This is a genomic window from Alkalibacterium pelagium (assembly GCF_900109325.1).
Classification (GTDB): Bacteria; Bacillota; Bacilli; order Lactobacillales; family Carnobacteriaceae_A; genus Alkalibacterium; species Alkalibacterium pelagium.
On sequence record NZ_FNZU01000001.1, the window covers coordinates 44052 to 61908 of the forward strand.

The 17857-nt window shown below is 42.9% G+C and carries 16 protein-coding genes; 11 read left to right on the plus strand and 5 right to left on the minus strand.

The features are described from left to right. The first annotated feature begins 2 nt into the window (after positions 1-2). Positions 3-635: a superoxide dismutase family protein gene (locus BMX79_RS00235; RefSeq protein WP_091478175.1), complete on the plus strand. Its 633-nt coding sequence runs from the start codon at positions 3-5 to the stop codon at positions 633-635. 456 nt (positions 636-1091) lie between these two features. Continuing rightward, entirely contained in the window at positions 1092-2429 is a 1338-nt protein-coding gene (locus BMX79_RS00240) for a C1 family peptidase (protein WP_091478176.1), read from the plus strand. 91 nt (positions 2430-2520) lie between these two features. Here the strand turns inward: BMX79_RS00240 and BMX79_RS00245 are convergent, their stop codons facing one another. Then, complete coding sequence (locus tag BMX79_RS00245) at positions 2521-2796, minus strand: hypothetical protein (RefSeq protein ID WP_091478177.1); 276 nt, start codon at positions 2794-2796, stop codon at positions 2521-2523. 122 nt (positions 2797-2918) lie between these two features. Then, positions 2919-4457, minus strand: coding sequence for an AbgT family transporter (locus BMX79_RS00250; protein ID WP_091478178.1), 1539 nt, complete (start codon positions 4455-4457; stop codon positions 2919-2921). Between the two features lie 342 nt (positions 4458-4799). Between BMX79_RS00250 and BMX79_RS00255 the strand changes: the two genes are divergently transcribed. The 4 genes from BMX79_RS00255 (at position 4800) to BMX79_RS00270 (ending at position 9507) form a co-directional block, all read left to right on the plus strand. Next, positions 4800-5570 carry an acyl-[acyl-carrier-protein] thioesterase gene (locus tag BMX79_RS00255; protein WP_170230933.1) on the plus strand — a complete coding sequence of 257 codons (771 nt, stop codon included), beginning with the start codon at positions 4800-4802 and terminating at the stop codon, positions 5568-5570. Further along, positions 5554-6543, plus strand: coding sequence for a LacI family DNA-binding transcriptional regulator (locus tag BMX79_RS00260; protein WP_091478180.1), 990 nt, complete (start codon positions 5554-5556; stop codon positions 6541-6543). The genes BMX79_RS00255 and BMX79_RS00260 overlap by 17 nt, the downstream gene beginning before the upstream one ends. Before the next feature lie 115 nt (positions 6544-6658). Next, positions 6659-8041, plus strand: coding sequence for a PTS transporter subunit EIIC (locus BMX79_RS00265; RefSeq protein WP_091478181.1), 1383 nt, complete (start codon positions 6659-6661; stop codon positions 8039-8041). 20 nt (positions 8042-8061) lie between these two features. Further along, complete coding sequence (locus BMX79_RS00270; protein ID WP_091478182.1) at positions 8062-9507, plus strand: glycoside hydrolase family 32 protein; 1446 nt, start codon at positions 8062-8064, stop codon at positions 9505-9507. Positions 9508-9611: 104 nt separating this feature from the next. Here BMX79_RS00270 and BMX79_RS00275 read toward each other — a convergent pair whose 3' ends face one another. Beyond that, a complete protein-coding gene (locus BMX79_RS00275; RefSeq protein ID WP_091478183.1) occupies positions 9612-10583 on the minus strand; it encodes an asparaginase in 972 nt (323 codons plus the stop codon). A 17-nt stretch (positions 10584-10600) separates the two neighbouring features. Beyond that, positions 10601-11224, minus strand: coding sequence for an MBL fold metallo-hydrolase (locus BMX79_RS00280; RefSeq protein ID WP_091478184.1), 624 nt, complete (start codon positions 11222-11224; stop codon positions 10601-10603). A gap of 281 nt (positions 11225-11505) precedes the next feature. Here BMX79_RS00280 and BMX79_RS00285 point away from each other — a divergent pair, with 281 nt between their 5' ends. From BMX79_RS00285 to BMX79_RS00300, 4 genes are all read left to right on the plus strand, one after another. Further along, positions 11506-13902: a S8 family serine peptidase gene (locus tag BMX79_RS00285; RefSeq protein ID WP_218025330.1), complete on the plus strand. Its 2397-nt coding sequence runs from the start codon at positions 11506-11508 to the stop codon at positions 13900-13902. Between the two features lie 124 nt (positions 13903-14026). Further along, positions 14027-14491, plus strand: coding sequence for a Dps family protein (locus BMX79_RS00290; RefSeq protein ID WP_091478185.1), 465 nt, complete (start codon positions 14027-14029; stop codon positions 14489-14491). A 105-nt stretch (positions 14492-14596) separates the two neighbouring features. Beyond that, complete coding sequence (tsaE, locus tag BMX79_RS00295; RefSeq protein ID WP_091478186.1) at positions 14597-15055, plus strand: tRNA (adenosine(37)-N6)-threonylcarbamoyltransferase complex ATPase subunit type 1 TsaE; 459 nt, start codon at positions 14597-14599, stop codon at positions 15053-15055. 1 nt (position 15056) lies between these two features. Further along, positions 15057-15584: a GNAT family N-acetyltransferase gene (locus tag BMX79_RS00300; protein WP_091478187.1), complete on the plus strand. Its 528-nt coding sequence runs from the start codon at positions 15057-15059 to the stop codon at positions 15582-15584. A gap of 62 nt (positions 15585-15646) precedes the next feature. Here BMX79_RS00300 and BMX79_RS00305 read toward each other — a convergent pair whose 3' ends face one another. Continuing rightward, positions 15647-16171, minus strand: coding sequence for a 3'-5' exonuclease (locus BMX79_RS00305; RefSeq protein WP_091478188.1), 525 nt, complete (start codon positions 16169-16171; stop codon positions 15647-15649). A gap of 280 nt (positions 16172-16451) precedes the next feature. Here BMX79_RS00305 and BMX79_RS00310 point away from each other — a divergent pair, with 280 nt between their 5' ends. Beyond that, entirely contained in the window at positions 16452-17849 is a 1398-nt protein-coding gene (locus BMX79_RS00310) for a 6-phospho-beta-glucosidase (RefSeq protein ID WP_091478189.1), read from the plus strand. Positions 17850-17857: the final 8 nt, after the last annotated feature.

Consider the following 17857-nt stretch of genomic DNA (forward strand, 5'->3'; position numbering starts at 1 on the left):
GCATGTTAAATAAAACTAAACTAGCTCTACTAAGCGGAACAGCCTTATTTCTGGTAGCCTGTGGAGAGGATGAGGTCACTCAACTGGAAGACAGCGGCACTGAAGATGTCGCAGAGGATGAAGGGGAAGTTGATGAAGACTCTCTTCTGGAAGATGCAGGTACGGATGAAGAATTTACTACATTAGATGTCGATATGGTCAACAGTGATGGAACTTATGTAGGGTCTGCGGTGTTTGATGAGGGCGATGATGGTGTTACACTCAATTTAAATCTCGAAGGATTACCGGCCGGAGAATACGGTATGCATATTCATGAAGTCGGACAGGCGACCCCACCTACCTTTGAAGATGCAGGCGGTCACTTTAATCCTACTGACGCAGATCATGGATTTGAATCTGAAGATGGTCATCATCTAGGCGACTTACCAAACCTTGTTGTACCTGAAAACGGCATTGTCAGCGAGACGATTGAGATACCAGATGTTTCTCTGTTGCCTGATGCAGAATATACTTTGGCTACAGAAGAAGGAACCTCCCTGATCATTCATACTGAAGCGGACGATTATGAAACACAACCTACTGGGGATGCCGGGGATCGTATGGTTGGTGGCGTGATTTTTGCACCTCAGGAATAACTGACTAGAGTTAACTTTACCGAATCAGCCAGCGCTGGTTCGGTTTTTTTATTATATAGGTCTTGTTTACTTTTAATCCTGTTCAACGGCAGAATAAATTGAGATACAACTAGTGCAATATAATAAAAATTATTAAGAGTATGTAGCTGAGTTCATGATTATACTAGTTAAGGACTTAGTAGGGAAAGTGATTGGGGTAAGGTGCATATTTAATTACACTGGAAGTCGGCAAGAAAAATTGTGTGAGTAAAAAATCTATTCCGATAGCTACCGAACTCGAGACCCAAATCTACCTGAATAACGGTGCAATCCCGATAGCCAGAAAACTAACTTAAAACTCCTTTTAAGTAAAGAGACAATCTAAAGATTTGAGAGTACCAGATGAAAATGACACCTTGTCATGCACATGAATTTTAGGTATGATTAATTCAATCATAAGAAAAGGATGAGAGCCAGATGAAAATAACTACAGATTTACTGAGACAGTTTAAACATGATTTTGACGGGAATCCGGTCAATCATGCCGTAAAGAATGCCATGTCAAAGGTAGGACTGAACAAGTCATCTATAGATAACAACTTGACCCGACGTCACTCTTTTGTATTCTCCCACGAAACGAAAAAAGGAGACATCACTAATCAGCAGTCCTCTGGGCGATGCTGGATGTTTGCTGCATTAAACACTGCAAGGGTAGACACAATGAAAAAGCTGAATGTCAAGACCTTCGAATTTTCTCAGAATTACACATTATTCTGGGATAAACTGGAAAAATCAAATTACTTTCTGGAAAGTATCATTGAAACAGCCGATGAACCTTTGAACTCTCGTCTCGTTCAGCACTTGCTGCTTGATCCAATTCAAGATGGGGGACAGTGGGATATGTTTTCAGGTCTGCTTGAGAAATATGGTGCTGTTCCAAAATCAGTTATGCCGGAAACTTACCATTCATCTAATACAAGAGAACTGAATCAGCTCCTGACTGCCAAACTCAGAGAATTCGCTGCTAAACTGAGAGATAGTCATAAAGCTGGAAAATCATCAAAAGAGTTGTCTGAGCAGAAAGAGACCTTTCTATCATTTGTTTACGGCCTGCTGACAAAAACACTGGGAGAAGTTCCTCAGGTTTTTTCATACGAGTATAGAGATGAAGATAATCAGTTCCATAGGCTGACTGACATCACGCCTCAAGAATTCTTCAAGCATTATGTATCCTGGGATCTGGATGAACGCATTTCTCTAATCAATGCACCAACGGAAGATAAGCCTTATGGAAAAGCGTATACCGTCAAGTATTTAGGAACGGTCAAAGAAGGAAAAGCAATTACTTATGTCAATGCACCAATTGAAGTGCTGAAAGAGGCAGCTATTGCTTCTATTAAAGATGGTGAGCCGGTCTGGTTTGGCTGTGATGTCGGGAAAATGCTTGAACGGGAAGCTGGAATCATGGATGATAAAGCTTATGATTACGAAGCAACATTAGGTGAAACGGTCGAGCTGACGAAAGCTCAGCGCCTTGATTATGGTGAGAGCCTGCTGACGCATGCGATGGTTTTTGTGGGGGTAGACCTGGACGATCAAGGTAATCCGATAAAATGGAAAGTCGAAAACAGCTGGGGAGATAAGAACGGTGACAAAGGAATATACTCTATGAGCGACAAGTGGTTCGATGAGTACAATTATCAAGTGGCCGTCAAACGCCAGTACATTGATGAAGAGTGGCTGAAAGCTCTGGACCAGCCAGTCGTTGAGCTTGAGCCATGGGATCCGATGGGGTCACTGGCATTAGTTAAATAATTGAAATAAAATACGTATACGCTCTCATTAATCTGCGGGTATACGTATTTTTTCATGTTTAACATACGGTATTCGTCCAATCATTCCACTCTTATGAAAAGAGCTCGATGGCTAGAACTATGGAAGAGCTGATAGCTCCGCCTATAATAAAGTACATAATCATCTGTAGAGGAATGAACCAGGGGAGATCATCTAGATGCTTGTCATCATCCGATGCCACTCTGGAGGATATGAAGTATCCAATCCCTACGCCTATCCCAAGAATGGGAAACAGCTGCTGTATCTGATCTGGACGAAGCAGGCCAAACAGGAGACCAATAATAAAGCCGAAAAGCTGGAGCCACCGTCGTTTAGTTTTCTTAGACATGATGATCCCTCCTTTATATGTACTTCAGTCAATCATTGGTTATCCTAACTATACCATGTCAGAGCTGAAGAGTAATGAAAAAGACATGCTTCCATTTTCTGGAAGGCATGTCTTTATTCTGATTATTGTAATGTAACAGGTGCACCAGGTCCAAGTGGCAGTCCAAGAACATACCAGATAACCAGTAGAAGTGACCAAGAGATTAAGAAAGCCACAGTGTAAGATAGCATCGTTGAAATGATGGTACCCAATCCACTCTTCTTGTCGTAACGCTGAGCGAAGACAAGAATCATTGCAAAGTAACTCATTAATGGAGAAATAACGTTTGATGAAGAGTCCGCGATACGGTAAGCCATCAAGGTCATTTCAGGAGCTATATTGACACTGTACAGCATAGGAGCAAATACAGGGCCCATAATTGCCCATTTAGCTGAAGCAGATCCCATGAACAGGTTGATGAACGCTGTTACTAGGATGAATGCAAGAATAAGTGGCAGTCCAACAAATCCGATAGCTTCTAGGAAGTCAGCACCGCTTACAGCCAGGATGAATCCCAGGTTAGTATATGAGAAATAGTTGATGAACTGAGCTGCGAAGAAGGCCAGTACAAGGTAGCCACCCATTGAGCTCATTGATTCTGACATCCCTTTGACGAAGTCATGAGAAGTGTCGATTTTACCTGTTGTTTTACCATACACATAACCAGGAATGGCAAACAGCAGGAAGATCATGAACAGAAGTCCTTGAGAAAGGAAGTTATTCAGTGTCATTTCGCCAGTTGCTTCATCTAGCATTCTAAGTGGCGCATTTTCTGGAATCATCAGCAAAGCCATAATTCCCAGGAAGACAAGCAAAGCAATCAGAGCATTGCGCATTCCTTTGTTTTCTTTGTCAGTAATTGGTTCGTCATTTGGCTTGTAGTCGCCATCGTATTCACCAAGCCGTGGCTCGACAAATCGTCTGGTGACAAAGGCCCCGACAATTGTCAGTACAAAAGTAGAGACGATAAGGAAGTACCAGTTTGCTGTAACAGCAACTTCATACTCGATACCAGCAGAAGTAAGTGCTTCATTAGTAATACCAACAAGCAATGCATCGGTCGGTCCGAAGATCAGGTTGGCAGAGAATCCGGCAGAGACCCCTGCGAAAGCTGCAGCAAGACCGGCAATCGGGTGTCTGCCTGCTCCAGCAAAGACAATTGCTCCAAGTGGGATAACCACTACATAACCTGCATCGGAAGCGATATTGGATATAATACCCGCAAATACAACCGTTGCTGTCAGTAAGTTGGCAGGGACATTACTTAGAAGTTTTTTCAGCGAGACAGAAATCAGGCCTGTCCACTCGGCAACTCCTACCCCCAGCATAGCAACAAGAACTGTACCTAAAGGCGCGAATCCTGTAAAGTTACTTACTGCACTGTTGAAAATATGTGCAATACCATCTCCATTCATTAATGAAATGGCTTCGATCGTTACTTCTTCACCAGCGCTTGCATCGAAATAGTCGACAGTTACGCCAAGTCTAAAGACGAGTTCAGAAATCAGGACGATGAAAAGAGCTAAAGCAATGAAAATAATAACTGGGTGTGGAAGTTTATTTCCGACACGCTCGATCATGCCCAGAAATCCTTTATTAGTGTTCTGTTCAGAATCACTCATAAGTTTGTTTCCTCCTTAAGTAATTTTGAAGCGTAAGCTAATCTTACTAATGACCATCATTTAGGAGATAATCATTAGTAAGATTAAAATTTGGCTCCATTTGATATTGTACTATGAATCCTATTTTAATACAAATACCATTTTAATTTCAATATAATATAATCAATTATATCGGTTTTTTTTAGTTATTTTTAAGAATGACCAGTTATCAATGGTTGGATACGGTTTTATACAAGAGAAAGGAATGAGGGGATGATTAGAAGGGGAGGATAGGAATAAGAATTGTAATTCGCTATCTTTGCTTTTATAATTTAAATAGAATGAAGAATGAGGAGAAGACTAGTGTACCTATCATATGAAGAAACGAAAGATATTGCCTACTATATGTGCGACCGGACTCAGCGGCTCACTTTACCTATGCTTGTGAATCTTCTGCTGGATGTTTCTGAAAAGCAGTCAGACTCTCTGGAACGTGGAGAAGCATACATCAGAGACAGAGGGTTGAACTGGATCATTCTGCACTATGCCTTTGATATCGGCCGTATGCCAAGGCTGAATGAGAGAGTCTACATTGAAACTTTTGCGACAGAATATAATAAGCTGTTTACCTATAGAACGTTTATTGTAAGAGATTCGAACAGAACTGAATTGATTAAAGTAGAAACGACCTTTGCATTACTTGACAGCAAAAAGAGAAAAATGGCACGCATACCTGAAGATATTGTTGCTCCATACAAAGCTGAATATTCAAAAAGAATCAGACGAAATAAGAAGCCGGATGAGGTCAACTCAGAAGAGTATAATGAGAAGCAGTACGCTGTACGCTATTTCGATATAGATGGGAATAACCATGTTAATAATTCCCACTATATTAACTGGATTCTAGATAGTCTCGACAGCACATTCCTGCTGGACCATGATATCACTAGAGGGGTCATTACCTTTAATAAGGAAGTCAGTGAGAACCAGCTCGTTTTCAGTCAGTCCAGTATACGGGAAGAAGAGGGGCTTAATTCTGACCATATTATAAAGACAGAAGACACTGTCCATTGTTCTGCTACATTTACATGGGACAAAGTCAAAAGGAGGAACATGAATGGTTACGATCAATGATATCGCCAGAAAGGCGGGTGTAGCAAAGAGCACTGTCTCACGGTACCTAAATAACGGATCAGTCAGTCCGGAAACACGAAATAAAATCGAAGAGATAATCAGAGAAACAGGCTATACACCTAATAATTTTGCGCGTAGTCTTAAAGCGCAGAAAACGAATATGATTGGTGTGATTATTCCCAGACTTAGTTCCGCGTCTACTAATGAAGTGTTGTCTGGAATAGATGAGCGCTCCAGACAGCTGGGCTATCAGCTGATCATAACCAATTCCGATCAGGACAGCGCTCGAGAATTTGAGAATATTCAGACGCTGGCGAAACAGAAAGTAGAGGGCATCATCATGTTTGCCCGCGAACTGACGCCTGAACATATCGAAGCTGTTAAACAGACGGAAACCCCCTTTCTATTTATTGGTCAGAAAGCTGAAGACATACACAGCATCATTCATCAGGATTACGAAGCGGGGGAGAAGGTTGGGAAGTATGCGCTGGAGCTGGGGCATCGACATTTTCTTTTTGTCGGTGTGCCGGAAAAAGACCGGGCCGTAGGGGTAGAACGCAAACAGGGATTCCTGGACACGGTTAGAGCTGGCAATGGGGTAACCGTTGACACAATAGAAACAGATTTCTCCCGTTCATCTGCTTATCAGAAGGCGCTTAAGTTTCTCCCTGAAACAATGGCTACTTATATTGTATGTGCGACTGATAACATAGCCGTAGCGGTGCTTAAAGCTTCAAAAGAACTAGGGTATAGTGTTCCAGAAGACTTTTCTTTATCAGGGTTTGGTGGGTATGAAGCAACGGCTTATGTATCGCCGACGATTACTACAGTAAGCTACCCTTACAGAGAAATGGGGCTGGAATCAGTGGATAAGCTGGTCAAGCTGATAAACAAGCAGGACATCGCTCAAGTCAGTGAGATGAAAAATGAGCTGGTTATCAATCAGTCGACAGCTTTTTTGAAGAAAGTATAGAAAGTGCTTTCTTTTCTCTTGCAAATAGAACCGGTTCCTGTTATCCTGTATAGGAACCGGTTCTAATACAGGAACAGGACAAATATGAAAACGGTTAAAAGAAAGGATGAAAAAAATGAAGTATCAGCAAACGGTTGATCAGATCATTGAAGCAGTCGGCGGCAAAGACAATATCAAGAACTACGAACATTGTGCCACCCGAATGCGTATCATACTTAAGGATGACAGCAAAGTAGATAAAGAGAAAGCAGAAAATGTTGCTGAATCCAAAGGTTATTTCTTCAATACAGGACAGCACCAGTTCATTATGGGAACAGGTAAAGTCAATGCAGTTTACAGTGGATTCCAGGCTGAAATGGGTGATTCTGGAGAAAGCAGTTCAGGAGACTTTAAAGATGATGTCTACCAGAACTTAAATCCCGCTCAGAAAGTTGTGCGTATTTTAGCAGATATTCTCGTTCCACTAATTCCAGTACTTGTAACAACCGGTTTATTGATGGGGGTCAGAGGACTTCTTCTTGAACTTGGACTTGAAATGGACGAAAACTGGCTGGCAATTTTTGAAATGCTGACAGATACGGCTTTTGCATTCTTACCTGTTTTAATTACATTCAGTGCGACACGAAAATTCGGCGGAAATCCAAGTATCGGTATCGTTGTTGGTCTTATGATGGTTGCACCTCAGCTGCCTAATGCATGGGCGGTTGCAGGTGGAGATGCTGAACCGATGCGTCTGCTTGGCCTGGAAGTTGTTGGGTATCAAGGATCTATTATCCCAGCGATCGTTGCCGGTTATCTGATTTCCAGACTTGAAAAAGGGTTGAGAAAATTCGTTCCGGAAATGCTTGACCTGATTGTTACACCATTTGTTACATTATCAGTTACTATCTTCACCATGCTTCTAGTCTTAGGTCCGATTTTACAGACTGTAGAGACAGGCGTGCTTGATGGAATTGTCTGGCTTGTAGAAGCACCATTAGGTATCGGGTATATTATTTATTCTGCATTACAGCAAGTTATAGTTATTACAGGACTGCACCACTCATTGAGTATCGTTGAACTTGGACTCTTGAGTGATACTGGCGGAAACGTATTGAACGCTCTGGGTACTGCTTCAATGGCAGGACAGTTTGGTGCTGCCGTATCAGCTGCGCTTCTTATGAAGAGTCAGATCAAACGTGCCAATGCGCTGTCTTCTTCAGTATCAACCCTGTTCGGTATCACAGAACCACTGTTGTTCGGTGTGAACCTTAGAGCGATGCGTATCTTCTTCTCCGGAATGATCGGCGGAGCAGCTGGTGGACTGATGGTATCTATCTTTGGACTGGCGGCTTCTGGTGTAGGAATTACATTTATTCCAGGAATTCTTCTTTACACGTACAGTTTCTCAGCTATGATTCAGTATATTGTCGTCATTGCAGTCGCATTTGCTGTTTCATTCATCATGGTCCGTGTTCAGAGCAAACAGATCAAAGCAGAACTGAACATCGAAGCATAGTATAGTAAAGGAAGGGTATAATGAGTGAATTGACTGACCAGTACTGGCAGAACTTAGAACAGAAACAGGCTGAGTTGAAAGAAAAAATCGAACGTGACCCGTGGCGTCTGTCTTTTCATCAGATGCCAGAAACGGGATGGCTTAATGATCCAAATGGGGCTGTCCAGTTTAAAGGGGTCTACCACTTGTATCACCAGTATGTACCGGATAATCCTGAAGGAGGACTGGTACACTGGGGACATAAGACGTCTAAGGATATGGTGCAGTTCCAGGAAGAAGAGCTCTTCCTTTCACCAGATCAGTCTTACAATAAAGACGGGGTGTACTCAGGAAGTGCCTTTGTAAAGGACGATGAGATCCATTTCTTTTATACCGGTAATGTAAAACATCCGGGTGAGCACGATTATACTTTCAGCGGACGTGAACAGAATACCGTTCATATTGTCAGTAAAGATGGCTTCACTGTCGACTATGAAGAAGTCGTGATTCCTCACGAGGACTACCCTGAAGGATTTACGGATCATATCCGTGACCCGAAAGTGTTTGAAAAGGACGGAAAGTATTATATGGTACTTGGTTCTCGGGCCTTGAATCATCGAGGAAAAATTCTGCTTTATCGTTCGACGGACCTTTATTCGTGGAACTACGCAGGTGTCTTTCTCGAAGGTGAAAAAGAAATGGGCTACATGTGGGAATGTCCGGACTTCTTCGAAACTGATGATAAAGACGTTCTGATTTTCTCGCCTCAGGGACTGAAAGCGACGGCTCATGAGTTCGAAAGCACGCATAATTCGGGTTACTATTTGGGTTCAGTCGACTGGGGTTCAGAGAAGTTCATGCCTGAAAGTACATTTAAAGAACTTGACCGTGGCTTTGATTTTTACGCCCCTCAGACATTCGAGGACGAATCCGGACGACGCATTCTCTGGGGATGGATGGGGCTTGGAGATATAAGTCCCGAGTACTCCAATCCTACAGTAGCTCGCGGCTGGCAGCACGCCATGACTCTACCCAGGGAACTCACTGTAGAGAATGGGCAGCTGAAACAGCGGCCACTCAAAGAATATGAATCACTTAGAAAAAATGAAGAGAAGACAGCCGTAAAAGTGTCTGGATCATATGAACTGGATAATCAGAACCCTCGGACATTCGAACTGATTGTTACTTTAGAGCAGCTTGGTGAATCACTGTCTGTTCATATGAAAGAGGACACGGTTCTCTCATATGACGGTCATATCTTCAGCTTAGCCCACGGACCGTCCGGCTTTGGACGTTCTGAAAGAACAGTAGAAGTCGAGGATCTGAGTCGCATTCACGTCATTGCTGATACTTCATCGATTGAGATTTTTCTAAATGACGGAGACTATGTCCTTTCAACACGTGTCTATCCGAAACATGAAAAAGATACGATCCGTTTCGAAGGGGATGCTGAATTGTCCATTGAGAAATGGGATCTTGAAAACTGATCATTAACACATTTAGTTTTTGTATATAAAGCAAATAAGCCTGAGATGAGCGACATGTATCGCTTACCTCAGGCTTATTTGTAGTTTGAAATAAGGTGTACGCTTTATTTCTGAAAAATTAAGTCGATCTGCTCATTATCAAATGATTGTTCTAAAAGAATCACAAGTTTGATACGAGCTTTGGGACCGGAAAGTCCTGGAGCAAATATCACTCCAAGCTCTTTTAAGTGTTTTCCACCACCTGTATAAGCATAGATATCCTGAGCTATTCCATTAAATGCTCTGGAAGTAATGACGACAGGAATATTTTTTTCAAGAATTTTTTTAAGACCCGGTAAAGCAGCAGGGGGCAAATTGCCAGCTCCCAGTGCCTCTATGACCAGGCCATCCAGGTCAGTGCTGAGCAGAGCATCAAACAGGGTACTGTCCATCCCTGCATAAGCTTTTAGCATGCAGACATTTTTATCAGCTCTATCAATTTGATAGGTTTCGTTGAAAATCAGTTTCTGAAAGAACCGGACCTCATGCTTTGAAACAATGCCGATTGGTCCGAAAGTAGGTGTTCTAAAGGTAGCAACATTTGTCGTATGCGTTTTTGTGACATACCGGGCGGTGTGGATTTCTTCGTTAAGTACGACCAATACTCCTTTGTCTCTGGCCTCTAGAGATAGAGACGTCCAGATAGCATTCTGCAAGTTACGTACACCGTCTGAACCAAGTTCATCAACGGGACGCATGGCTCCTGTGAGAACAACAGGAAATGGAGTATCTAGTGTAAGGTCCAGAAAATAAGCTGTTTCTTCAAGTGTATCAGTGCCATGCGTGATGACTGCTCCATCATAAATGTCTTCTTCAGCAGCTTGAATCAGTCTTTTCTGAAGGATGAGCATATCATGCGGGGTCACATGAGGAGAAGGAAGCTGAAAGATATCCTCTTCAATGATTTCAAGGTTTTCTTCGAACAGATGGCTGTACTGATGTAGCGGATGCTCTTGGCTTGGTTTTACCGCACCTGTCCGCTGGTCTGTACTCATTGAGATGGTTCCTCCAGTGTGGAGTAATAAAATTCGTTTCAATCGCATAAGCCTCTTTTCTAATTAAAATATGGATTTGTCAGTTTTTCGTTACCGATCGTCGTCTGCATGCCATGTCCTGCATAGACAATGGTGTCATCAGAAAGTTTGAACAATTCTTTTTTTATAGAGGGAATCAGTTTTTCCGGTTCGCTTCCAGGCAAATCGGTTCTGCCAATACTGCCTTTGAATAAGGCATCTCCTGAAAGAACGAATCCATCTTTTTCAAATATTAAACTGACGCCGCCAGGAGAATGTCCTGGAGTTGAAACGACTTCAAATGTAAACGGCCCGACTGATAGTGTTTCAGATGGGGTGAAAGTAAATTCTGCTTCTCTTGCTGTTATTTTATGCGTGCCGTAAACAGAGAGATTTTTAGCAGGATCCCCAAGCCAGTCATTCTCTTCCGGACTGACATAAACAGGCAGATCATAGTCGACTCTGAGATCTTCCAGCGCGCCAATGTGATCATAATGCGTGTGTGTCAATAGGATAGCTATTGGACGAACACCCAGTTCTTCCAGCTCATCCTTGATTTTACTCGTTTCATCCCCGGGATCGACGATAAGAGCATCTGTTCCTGAATAGAGGATGTAACAGTTTTCCTGGATCACTCCAGTAATTATTTTTCTTACTTGAGTCATAGATATTCCTCCTTGTCATTCATGTATAAGTATAACTGATTAAGGTAAACCTGTCGAAAAAGATACAACTTCTCCTTTAAGAAGAACAGACAAGATAAGTCATGCAAAAAAAGTCATTACTAGAACAACTTGAATATAAATAGTAATATTTCGTTTATGTTATAAAAAGTGTTGCAGTTCATATTAAGGTATGCTAATCTTTTTATTAATATCTTATTAGAAATAATGGATATTTATTACAAAATGTTAATGATTGGATTATAGAGAAAAGGAGTAGTCAAATGAAAAATAAGTTCACTTCAATTTTCGCAGGATCGATGTCTCTTCTGTTAGGGATTTCTTCCGTCTCGTCTATCAGTCAAGTCAGTGCAGAAGGAAATGGTGGTAATTCAGAAGGATCTGTTCCAAAACTTCATCTGGATTCAGATCTGCTGTCTGATGAGATTTTAACTGTAATTGTTGAACTTGAAGAAGAAGCGGTCCTTCAGGCAAAACAGCAGGGACGTTCTCAGTCAGAGTTTAGATTATCTGTAGAACGGGAACGCATTTTAAATGAATTAGCAGCAGCCGGTGGACAGGCCGAAGTCAATCAGGAATATGATCAGCTTTTCTCCGGCTTTTCCGTCGAACTCTCTGAAAGTGATATCGGAAAACTTCTCATGATCGAAGGCGTCAAATCAGTCTATCCTGATCAGGAGTATGAGGTGACTGATACGCAGCAGTTCGATGTCAATGAAGTTACTCCGGAAATGCTGGACAGTGCACCGTACATAGAGGCTTTTGAAGCCTGGGATGCTGGCTATACTGGTGAGGGAGTAACTGTAGCAGTTATTGACACTGGGGTGGACTATACTCACCCGGATCTGGTCCATGCTTTTGGAGATTACAAAGGATGGGATTTTGTTGATAATGACGATGACCCTCAGGAGACCTTAATTGAAGATGTTCTGAATCCAGCTCTGGCTACTAATCATGGGACGCATGTAGCAGGAACAATTGCTGCAAACGGACAGATCAAAGGAGTAGCACCTGATGCCAGTTTACTTGCCTACCGTGTGCTTGGGCCAGGAGGAAGTGGAACAACAAGTGATGTCGTCGCTGCAATTGAACGGGCAGTGGAAGATGGGGCCGATATCATGAACCTTTCATTAGGGGCTACAGTCAATAATCCTGACTTCCCTACTTCTATAGCTCTGGACACCGCTATGGGTGAAGGCGTAGTGGCTGTCACTGCTAACGGAAATGCTGGACCGCAGAACTGGACAGTAGGTTCCCCAGGAACATCGAGAGATGCCATATCTGTTGGGGCTACACAATTGCCTTACAATGTATTCGATGCATCTGTCCACACAGAATCAGCTCAAGTCTTCCCTTCAATTGAAGTCATGGGGTACCCTAGTGAAGATGCACTGCTTGCGCTCAACGGTCAGACGTTAGAATATGTTTATGCCGGACTGGGTAGTCGTGAGGACTTTTCTTCTATCGATGTCGAAGGTAAGATTGCCTTGATTCAAAGAGGAGAATATCCATTTGTCGAAAAAGCTCAGAATGCGGCTGAGGCTGGAGCCGTTGGTGCGATTCTTTTCAATAATGTAGCAGGTACTCAGCCTGAAATACCTGGAATGGCAGTTCCAACGTTGATGGCTTCTCTTGAAGATGGACAAAAGCTGCTGCAGGATCTGGAAAATGGATTTAATACTGTGACACTTTCGGCATCATTCAGTCACGTCGTAGGAGAAACGGTAGCTGATTTTTCATCAAGAGGACCTGTCATGAACAACTGGATGATTAAACCGGACATCGTTGCACCAGGGGTCAGTATTGTCAGTACTGTACCTGGTCCAGCCTATGCTTCTCTTCAAGGGACAAGTATGGCAGCGCCACATGTTGCGGGAGCAGCTGCGCTTATACTGGAAGCTCATCCTGATTGGAGCGTTGATTATGTCAAAGCTGCATTGATGAACACAGCTGAACAGCTCACAGACAGAAATGGCCAAGTATATCCGCACAACACCCAAGGGGCGGGGAGTGTTCGAGTGCTTCAAGCTATCGAAGCTGAAACGCTGATCATACCAGGCAGTCACTCTTTCGGAATTTTCAATAAGCAGAATGGGAAAGAAGTGCGCAGACAGAGTTTTGAAATTCATAATCTGTCCAGCAGCAGAAAACGTCATACGGTTAGTTTTACTGGGAATAGTGGAATAAAAGTAAGTAACAGCAATAACCTCAACATTCCAGCTGGTAAGTCAAATACATTTAACTTCAATGTGCAGGTGGATGCGTCGAACTTGACACCTGGGTATGTAGAGGGCACGTTTTTAATTAGTGATGGAATAAAAACATATGAAGTGCCGACGATTCTGTTTATCCATGAGCCAGACTTCCCATTGCTGAACGACGTGCAGTTCGGTCTGATGGATGGTCTGCTGGTTGGTCTAGCCAATCTGACGACTGATGTCGATCAGTTCTCACTGCGTGTCCGAAATGCCGATACAGGTGAATTATTGACTGAGACATCCGTGAGTCAGAATGTACCGAGAGGCGAGCATTTCTTCGTCTGGGATATGCTGATCGACGGTCAGCCGCTTGGACCAGGAAATTATGCACTGAATCCTACGGCAGTATTAGGTGAAAGAGTAACTGAACTTGACGGTGCTGTCCTTACAGTCGGACCGTAAATAACAAGCTATAAGACCAGAAGAAGGGAAAAATTCTTCTGGTCTTTTTGAGCGTTTTAATTGAGATTGTGAGGGATGTATCATAAACTATAATAAGAACAATATTTTAGGAGGCGTTTGATCAATGGCAACAGAATCAGTCACAAGTTATCTGAACAATCTGGTAGCAACTCAGGGCCTTTTCTATATTAAACTGCATCAGGCACACTGGTATATAAAGGGACCGGCATTTTTCGAATTGCATGAGAAGCTGGAAGAGTACTATGACGAATTGACAGAACACTTTGACGCAACCGCAGAAAGACTGCTACAGTTGGGCGGAGAACCATACTCTACTTTGAAAGAATTTATCGATCACTCAACAATCAAAGAAGCACCGGGCGAGAAGCATTTAGGTGAAGAAGACATGATCGAATCAGTCGTTCATGATTTTGAAACATTGAGAGATGATTTATCTAAGGGAATCGATATGTTCGATGAAGCTAATGATGATGTAACCGTAGATATACTGACAGAACAGAAAACTTATGTCGACCAGACTATCTGGATGCTATGGGCATTTTTAGGTAAAAATGTATTAGGTGAATAACTGGATAGCAAAAGGAGTCAGCACCTGCTGACTCCTTTTTTTAATGTGCACAAGTACGTGCAGGTATGGTACTATAAAGTATATTTTTTATGATGAGGGATTATGATGAAAGTGATCACACACAGTGAGGAAGAAACCAAAGCCCTGGCTAAGCGGCTTACTGATCAGCTGAAGCCCGGGATGACACTCCTTCTTGAAGGACAGCTCGGAGCGGGGAAAACAACCTTTACAAAAGGGATCGCCGAAGCTCTCGGCATCAGCAGGGCAGTAAAAAGTCCAACCTACACATTGATTAAGGAATACACAGATGGAAAATTCCCATTATACCATATGGACCTTTACCGGCTGGAAGATTCAGAAGATGAAGATCTGGGACTGGATGATTATTTCTTTGGTGAAGGAATAACAGTCGTCGAATGGGGATCATTTATGAAAGAAGATCTTCCTGAAGAATTTATAGCAGTGACGATCCGTACGTCAGAAGATCTGAATGATCGGGAGATTATATTATCGGCCCAAGGAGACCAGTACAGCGAAGTATTAGAACGATTGGAGTGGATTTGACATGGCAAAAGAGGAGACACTGGACTGTATTATTAGAGAAGCAATTCCGGACGACGCCAAAGAAGTAATCGATCTGCTGAATCGGACAGCGACTCAGACAGGGTTTATGACCCAAGGTGAAGAGGGGCTGGGAATCACTGTTGAAGAAGAAGCTGAAGAGCTGGACAAAATTTATCATTCGGATAACAATACGATCCTCCTCGCAGTGGTTGATGGACAAGTCATCGGCATTGCTTCGATCCATGCATCTTCAAAACCGAAGATCAGACACATTGGAGACATCGGCATTGTGATCGACAAGGAGTACTGGGGCATGGGACTGGGTCGACTGATGATGGAGGACCTGATTGAGTGGGCACAGGAGTCCGAAGTGATCAAGCGTCTTCAGTTGCAGGTTCAGCATAGGAACACACGCGCCCGAGCTCTTTATGAGTCTTTAGGCTTCGAGCTTGAAGCGATTATGAAATACGGCGTCAAGGATGCTGGTGAATACCTCGATGTCTGTCAGATGAGCAGGCTGGTACTATAGAAAAAGCTGGACATTCCCTGAATGATTGGGGAGTGTCCAGCTTTTTCTACTTATTATCCATTTTACTTAATAAAACGGGCCAGCGTTGACTGTCCGAACTCTTTTTCCTGATTCAGCAGAATTGTCGCGCAGGCACGTGCATCTTCCAAAGCATGGTGGTGATTAAAGGGAATGCCATAATGTGCCGCTACTGTATTCAGCTTATGATTCGGCAGCATCTTAAGCAGAGCCCGGGAAGATCGGACGGTACATAAGGTTTTAAACTGAGGAATCTGTAAGCCGTAATAAGACAACGTGCCAGTCAGGATACGTTTGTCAAATGGCATATTGTGAGCGATCACCAACTGGTCTCTAGTGAAGTACTGATTCATTTCGTCCCATACTTCAGGAAACTTAGGTGAATCAAGGACATCCGTTTCACTAATGCCGTGAATTTGAGTATTGAAGCGGTCGAACCATGTCTCAGGCTGGATCAGGGAATAATACTCGTCGACAATTTCACTGTCTCTTACAATCGTCAATGCCACGGAACAGGCACTGTGTGTCTGGCGGTTGGCTGTTTCAAAATCTATTGCAGTAAAATTCATAAATGCCCCTCTTTATCTTTGGTTATAATTATCATTGTTCAGTATGTCAAAGTATAGCATGACTGTCCGATCTTTCAAGCGAACAAACCGCATTAATTGTGTAGATTCCTTTACAAAATGGTCTTTCTGATCTTACTCAAGCTTAGTTAGAAGGTCGTTATAGGTGATAAATCTGACTGATTACAAAACAAATAAAGAAAGCGCTTGTCTGTAATCAATTACATACATTAAGCTTGGCTTGTAAAGAATTTTTGCAGCCTAAAACTAGGAGGAGACAGACATGTCAAAAGATGGATTGAAGATTGTAACAATCGGTGGAGGATCGAGTTACACACCTGAGCTAATCGAAGGATATATTAAACGCAAAGACTTGCTTCCTATCAGTGAGATCGTGCTTGTAGATATCGAAGCCGGCAGACACAAACTGGATATTGTCGGCGAAATGGCCAAACGAATGGTCAAAGCGGCAGGACTCGACTGGACAGTCACGCTGACATTAGATAGAAAATCAGCTTTAAAAGATGCTGACTTTGTCACTACACAATTTAGAGTTGGACTTCTGGATGCACGAGTGAAAGATGAGCGTATCCCGTTGTCACATGGAGTACTGGGGCAGGAGACAAACGGAGCCGGGGGAATGTTTAAAGCCTTCCGTACGATTCCCGTTATTCTCGATATCATTGAAGACATGAAAACACAGTGTCCGGATGCCTGGCTGGTTAACTTCACAAATCCAGCTGGAATGGTAACAGAAGCGGCAATCAAGCACGGCGGATGGAAGAAAACAGTTGGTCTGTGTAATGTGCCGATCGGCCACCGGAAAATGGCTGCCGAAAAACTGGATATTCCGGAAGAAGACTTGTTCTTCAAGTTCGCCGGAATCAACCATTTCCACTGGCACCGTGTCTGGGACAAGCAGGGACAGGAGCGGACACACGAAGTCATCGATGCGATTTACAAACCAACGGATGAGGATCAGGAAAGTCATTTGAAAAATATACACAATGCCAGTTTCCATTACGAACAGATCAGAGCACTTGAGATGCTTCCATGTGGTTACCATAGATATTATTATGCAGAAGATGAGATGCTAAAGCACTCGATCGAGGAATTTGAAAAAGGGGAAACGCGAGCTCAAGTCGTTAAGAAAACTGAAGCGAGATTGTTCGAGCTTTACAAGGATCCTGAATTGGATTATAAGCCTGAAGAGCTGTCCCAGCGTGGAGGCACACACTATAGTGATGCAGCGTGTGAAATCATCGCTGCGATTCAAAATGATCTACGCACAGAAATGGTCGTTTCGACCGAGAACAATGGAACAGTTACAGACCTGCCATATGACTGTGCTGTAGAAGTATCTGGTGTGGTCACATCTCACGGATTTGAACCATATAACTGGGGAAGCTTCACTCCTGAGGCGAGAGGTGTCATCCAGGGTATGAAAGGGATGGAAGAAACTGTCATCCGTGCTGCAATCGATGGGGACTATAATCGTGCATTAAGTGCATTTATCGTCAACCCGCTTGTGCCAGGTGGAGTTGTTGCTAAAGATATCCTGGATCAGATGTTGTATGCTCATAAAGATCATCTGCCTCAGTTTGCAGATAAGATCAGAGAAATTGAAGAGAACCAGCCTGATACAATCAACTATGTCGATGAGCTGATGAAAAGTAATTAAATTAAAAC

Coding starts and splice junctions, on each gene's coding strand:
- BMX79_RS00235 (WP_091478175.1), top strand. CDS start 3: ATGTTAAATAAAACTAAACTAGCTCTACTAAGCGGAACAGCCTTATTT.
- BMX79_RS00240 (WP_091478176.1), top strand. CDS start 1,092: ATGAAAATAACTACAGATTTACTGAGACAGTTTAAACATGATTTTGAC.
- BMX79_RS00245 (WP_091478177.1), bottom strand. CDS start 2,796: ATGTCTAAGAAAACTAAACGACGGTGGCTCCAGCTTTTCGGCTTTATT.
- BMX79_RS00250 (WP_091478178.1), bottom strand. CDS start 4,457: ATGAGTGATTCTGAACAGAACACTAATAAAGGATTTCTGGGCATGATC.
- BMX79_RS00260 (WP_091478180.1), top strand. CDS start 5,554: ATGGTTACGATCAATGATATCGCCAGAAAGGCGGGTGTAGCAAAGAGC.
- BMX79_RS00265 (WP_091478181.1), top strand. CDS start 6,659: ATGAAGTATCAGCAAACGGTTGATCAGATCATTGAAGCAGTCGGCGGC.
- BMX79_RS00270 (WP_091478182.1), top strand. CDS start 8,062: ATGAGTGAATTGACTGACCAGTACTGGCAGAACTTAGAACAGAAACAG.
- BMX79_RS00280 (WP_091478184.1), bottom strand. CDS start 11,224: ATGACTCAAGTAAGAAAAATAATTACTGGAGTGATCCAGGAAAACTGT.
- BMX79_RS00285 (WP_218025330.1), top strand. CDS start 11,506: ATGAAAAATAAGTTCACTTCAATTTTCGCAGGATCGATGTCTCTTCTG.
- BMX79_RS00290 (WP_091478185.1), top strand. CDS start 14,027: ATGGCAACAGAATCAGTCACAAGTTATCTGAACAATCTGGTAGCAACT.
- tsaE (WP_091478186.1), top strand. CDS start 14,597: ATGAAAGTGATCACACACAGTGAGGAAGAAACCAAAGCCCTGGCTAAG.
- BMX79_RS00300 (WP_091478187.1), top strand. CDS start 15,057: ATGGCAAAAGAGGAGACACTGGACTGTATTATTAGAGAAGCAATTCCG.
- BMX79_RS00305 (WP_091478188.1), bottom strand. CDS start 16,171: ATGAATTTTACTGCAATAGATTTTGAAACAGCCAACCGCCAGACACAC.
- BMX79_RS00310 (WP_091478189.1), top strand. CDS start 16,452: ATGTCAAAAGATGGATTGAAGATTGTAACAATCGGTGGAGGATCGAGT.